The organism is Aestuariicoccus sp. MJ-SS9, from assembly GCF_032586235.1.
Lineage (GTDB): Bacteria > Pseudomonadota > Alphaproteobacteria > Rhodobacterales > Rhodobacteraceae > Aestuariicoccus.
The window spans coordinates 1-4,090 of the sequence record NZ_JAWHTD010000100.1 but is presented as its reverse complement, the minus strand read 5'-3'; the positions used below and the strand labels follow the sequence as shown (position 1 = coordinate 4,090).

Here is a 4,090-nt window from a genome sequence, read left to right as displayed (position 1 = left end):
TTCATGGGAAGATCCGAAATTGCAGGGTTTTCAATGGAATCCTATGAAACCCTGCAGGCCAAAGCCAACAAAATAAGCCGTTTCTCACATAAATTCAGAGCGTTGGGCGTTGTTCAGACCCGACCACTTAAATCATGATTGCTTTTCCTAGATTTTGGAAATATATTTTCTTCACAGCGGGGGTTTTATAAAATTAATCAACCCAATATATTGAATGAATTTTGGATAATAGAAAGTCGATTGAAGCGTTTCGAAATTTCCGTGCTGCAAAACAGTGACACTTTTGATCTCTTAGATCAATTCAACCCACGGCATTCTCGCCGAAGAAATTTTCCTATTCATGCCACGCATGGCAGCGACCTCGCCCGCTTGCAGATCCAGCTTGACAAAATCTGAATGCTCGACCAACCCATCACTGGGAACCGTAATTGATGGCTCGAGACTTCGATCGTCAGGTAGTGGAGCTGCAGGTCCGCGCCGCCGTCCTGAGCGGCTGCATCGCGATTGTAATACCCGCAACCGAGGCTGTAGGAAGTTCTGTTGGGGAGAAGGGCATGCCGCTCCTATGCCGATTTATGCAACAAGGGCCTTGTCTCGGCAAGGCTTCAACCGGGCGTAGCTTCGATATGATCTGCTCCGGATTGTACGCCTATTCTGCCAGTCAACACTGGTCTTTATATGCCCTTTTGGCTTTCGAGGATTGCTTATGTGTGTCATTCACGAGGTAATCGGTGACGCGTTCAGCAAGCTGCATTTGACAATCAGCGGAGGAGCGTTGGTTTTGACTGACACAGCAATGTTCATCGGTGGCGCTGGCAAAAACTTAATTTTGGCAGTCAAATCAGATTGCGCAGGCGAACAATCGTACGGATTGAAATGCTGAGGAGGATAGCAAAGTGAAATTGACGAAAGGGATAGAGGCATCATGTTTGAATGCGGCCCCAAAGCCTCGGGCAGAGCAAGTCGCGTTCGATGAGTGTGCTATGGTCTTTGACGTCCTGCAAGCTGAGGACCGGCCAGGGTTGATGGTCGACGTGGGCGCCCATTTTGGCAGCTCCCTGCTGCCGTTTGCAAGGGCGGGCTGGCAAGTAGTGGCATTTGAACCGGACGCTGCAAACAGGGCGCGTTTAGAAAGAAACCTGGCCGCCGAACCGAAGATTGCGGAGTTTGTAGAGGTCTTACCGGTGGCAGTTAGCGATACCGAGATGCAGGATGTTCCACTGTACGGCTCGCCCATCAGCTCAGGAATAAGTGGTCTGAGCGCGTTTCACGAGAGCCATGCCGAGGTTGACCGGGTTTCGACAACCACCTTGAATAAGGTGCTGGCAAAACGTGGGATTAAGGGGGTCGATTTCTTAAAGATTGATGTTGAAGGCCACGAGATGCCGGTCCTGCGCGGATTCGATCTGGAGGGTATCCGGCCACGTGCGGTTTTGGCCGAATTCGAAGATGCCAAGACGTTGGCGCAGGGCTACTCGGCCGGCGATCTTGCTGAAGTGTTCGCCCGCGTTGGCTACACGGTTTTTGTCAGTGAGTGGCATCCGATTGAACGCTATGGGAAGCGCCACAGTTGGTCGAACTTTCGCAGATGGCCCTGCGATATTCCCGGGAATGCCTGGGGGAATTTTGTGGCGTTTCGAGAGGCTCCGGGTAGGGAGCGGCTAGAAAGAGGGTTCCAGCGCGCGATGGAGTTGGGGAAACCCTTTCACGAAAGGTCGCCTGGTGCGTACTTATTTCAGAGGATATTCCGCAGTACCAAGCGTTTTTTGGGGGGGGCATAATCTAGAAATAAGAATTGCTGCGACCTATGATCCGCATGCCGTGGGTTTTTCTGCGAAGTTTCGCGCGCAAGATAATCTACTTTGTGAAAAGGACATGTAGGTGTTTAGGTCAGGACGCATTGATTTCCCGAGCGCTGCGTGATTCACGGCTCCGAAAACGGAGCGGTGACATGAGCGATCTTTTCTGGCTGACCGACGCGCAGATGGCGCGTCTGAAACCCTACTTTCCGAAGTCGCACGGCAAGCCCAGGGTCGACGACCGGCGGGTTTTGAGCGGGATTATCTTCATCAACTGCAATGGGTCAAGGTGGCGCGATGCGCCTGCCGCCTATGGCCCACACAAAACGCTTTACAGCCGTTGGAAGCGCTGGAGCGAGAAGGGCATCTTCGCGCGGATAATGGTTGGTCTGGCCGCCGAGCACGGCGAACAGAAGACCGTGATGATCGACGCGACCTACCTGAAGGTACATCGAACTGCGACCAGCATGGCCGCCAAAAAGGGGGGCGTGGTCGTCTGATTGGTCGAACCAAAGGCGGCATGAACACCAAATTGCATGCCATCTGCGACAGCCAGGGACGCCCGCTCGACCTGTTCGTCACCGCCGGTCAGGTCAGCGACTACATCGGCGCGCGGGCGTTGCTCAGCAGTCTCCCAAAAGTCGATTGGCTGCTCGGGGACCGAGGCTACGATGCCGACTGGTTCCGAGACGCGTTGAAAGACAAGGGGATACGCGCCTGTATCCCGGGTCGAAAGCAGCGCAAGGAGACTGTCAAATACGACAAACGCCGATACAAACGCCGCAACCGCATTGAAATCATGTTCGGCAGGCTCAAGGACTGGAGGCCCGTTGCGACCCGCTATGACCGTTGTCCAAAAGTCTTCCTGTCGGCCATCGCTCTCGCCGCAACCGTCATCTACTGGTTATGAATCCTGACCCTAGGGCGATCCCGGCTCGATGAAGGCGGTTTTGGCGCCGACGGCTTCGATCCAGTCACGCACTTTCTGGGCAATGAACTCAGGACCGTTGTCCGATCGGATGAACTTGGGCGGACCACGCAGGATGAATATGTCGGTCAGCGCATCCACGACCTCGGTGGAGTTGAGCTTGCGCTCTACAAGGATCATGAGGGCCTCCTTGGTGAACTCGTCGATGATGTTGAGCGTGCGGTATGTCCTGCCGTCATCGGTCCTGTCCTGAACGAAGTCATAGGACCAGACATGGTTAGGATGCTCCGGCCCGGAGCTGGTAGGGGCGGCATGATGCGCATGTCAAACTGCTAGTGACGGTGCCAAGGTGAGTGTGAGAAGACGACGACTTCGATGGGCAACCCGATCGAACAGATCTGCATCGGGAAAACCAGTTAGTCGCTACGAGCATATAGCTCGAAAGTCAGATTTGGACCCAATCCGCTGATCACCATCCCGGCCCGCGGCTTCTGGAAATGCCGCATCATAAAGGCCTCACAGAAGTTGGCACTCGATCACATGCCAATTGGGTCAAAAACCTCTTGCACTACGGGCGGCAACCACAGAAGCGACTACATCGGCGCGCGGGCGTTGCTCAGCAGTCTCCCAAAGGTCGATTGGCTGCTCGGGGACCGAGGCTACGATGCCGACTGGTACCGAGGCACGTTGAAAGACAAAGGGATACGCGCCTGTATCCCAGGTCGAAAGCAGCGCAAGACGACTGTCAAATACGACAAACGCCGATACAAACGCCGCAACCGCATTGAAATCATGTTCGGCAGGCTCAAGGACTGGAGGCGCGTTGCAACCCGCTATGACCGTTGTCCGACGGTCTTCCTGTCGGCCATCGCTCTCGCCGCAACCGTCATCTACTGGTTATGAAGCCTGACCCGATTATTGCATCAGTGTCGCGATCACAGATAGGTTTTGTCTGATGGTCTGAGTTAGAGCGTCGTCCTTGAAATTTGAATCGATGGGATTCCCACGGGATCTATTTTGTGATTCATATGTGGAGGTGGATCATGGGCAAATCGCTATCACTGGATATTCGAGAGCGTGTTGTCGCTCTGGTTGACGACGGCCTTTCCTGCCATGAAACTGCAAGGCGTTTGCGGATATCAGTAGCAAGTGCTGAGCGGATCATGCAGCGCAAGAGGCAAACGGGTGAGGTGAAGGCGGCCGCTCAGGGTCGCCCGCGCCGTAGCAAGCTCGACATGGTCTCAGACTGGCTCAAGTCGCGCATGGAAGCCGAACCGGACATCACGATGCCGGAACTGGCCGAGGCGCTGCGGCAGGAGCACGCCCTCACCGCCACACCGGCGATGCTCTCGCGCCATCTGAT

4 protein-coding genes and 2 pseudogenes are annotated in these 4,090 nt (G+C 54.7%); 5 read left to right on the top strand and 1 reads right to left on the bottom strand.

Going from position 1 to position 4,090, the window contains the following annotated elements; genetic code table 11:
• Window positions 1-428: 428 nt before the first annotated feature.
• The 3 genes and pseudogenes from RXV88_RS23250 to RXV88_RS23240 all read left to right on the top strand — a co-directional run.
• Window positions 429-533: pseudogene (locus tag RXV88_RS23250) on the top strand (IS5/IS1182 family transposase); the annotation flags it as partial.
• Window positions 534-1,025: 492 nt separating this feature from the next.
• Complete coding sequence (locus tag RXV88_RS23245) at window positions 1,026-1,781, top strand: FkbM family methyltransferase (RefSeq protein WP_316296099.1); 756 nt, start codon at window positions 1,026-1,028, stop codon at window positions 1,779-1,781.
• Between the two features lie 170 nt (window positions 1,782-1,951).
• Window positions 1,952-2,709 (top strand): IS5 family transposase gene (locus tag RXV88_RS23240; RefSeq protein WP_316296098.1). Its coding sequence is split into 2 segments (ribosomal slippage): window positions 1,952-2,276 and window positions 2,276-2,709, totalling 759 coding nucleotides; the frame shifts between segments, so codons are not numbered across the junction.
• A 12-nt stretch (window positions 2,710-2,721) separates the two neighbouring features.
• On the opposite strand, the pseudogene RXV88_RS23235 reads toward RXV88_RS23240, so the two are convergent.
• A pseudogene (locus RXV88_RS23235) lies at window positions 2,722-3,018 on the bottom strand (DDE-type integrase/transposase/recombinase); the annotation flags it as partial.
• A gap of 249 nt (window positions 3,019-3,267) precedes the next feature.
• Between RXV88_RS23235 and RXV88_RS23230 the strand changes: the two are divergent.
• Window positions 3,268-3,630 carry an IS5 family transposase gene (locus RXV88_RS23230; RefSeq protein ID WP_316296101.1) on the top strand — a complete coding sequence of 121 codons (363 nt, stop codon included), beginning with the start codon at window positions 3,268-3,270 and terminating at the stop codon, window positions 3,628-3,630.
• A 140-nt stretch (window positions 3,631-3,770) separates the two neighbouring features.
• Window positions 3,771-4,090 (top strand): helix-turn-helix domain-containing protein (locus tag RXV88_RS23225; protein WP_316296097.1); only part of this gene is annotated, 320 nt, incomplete at its 3' end.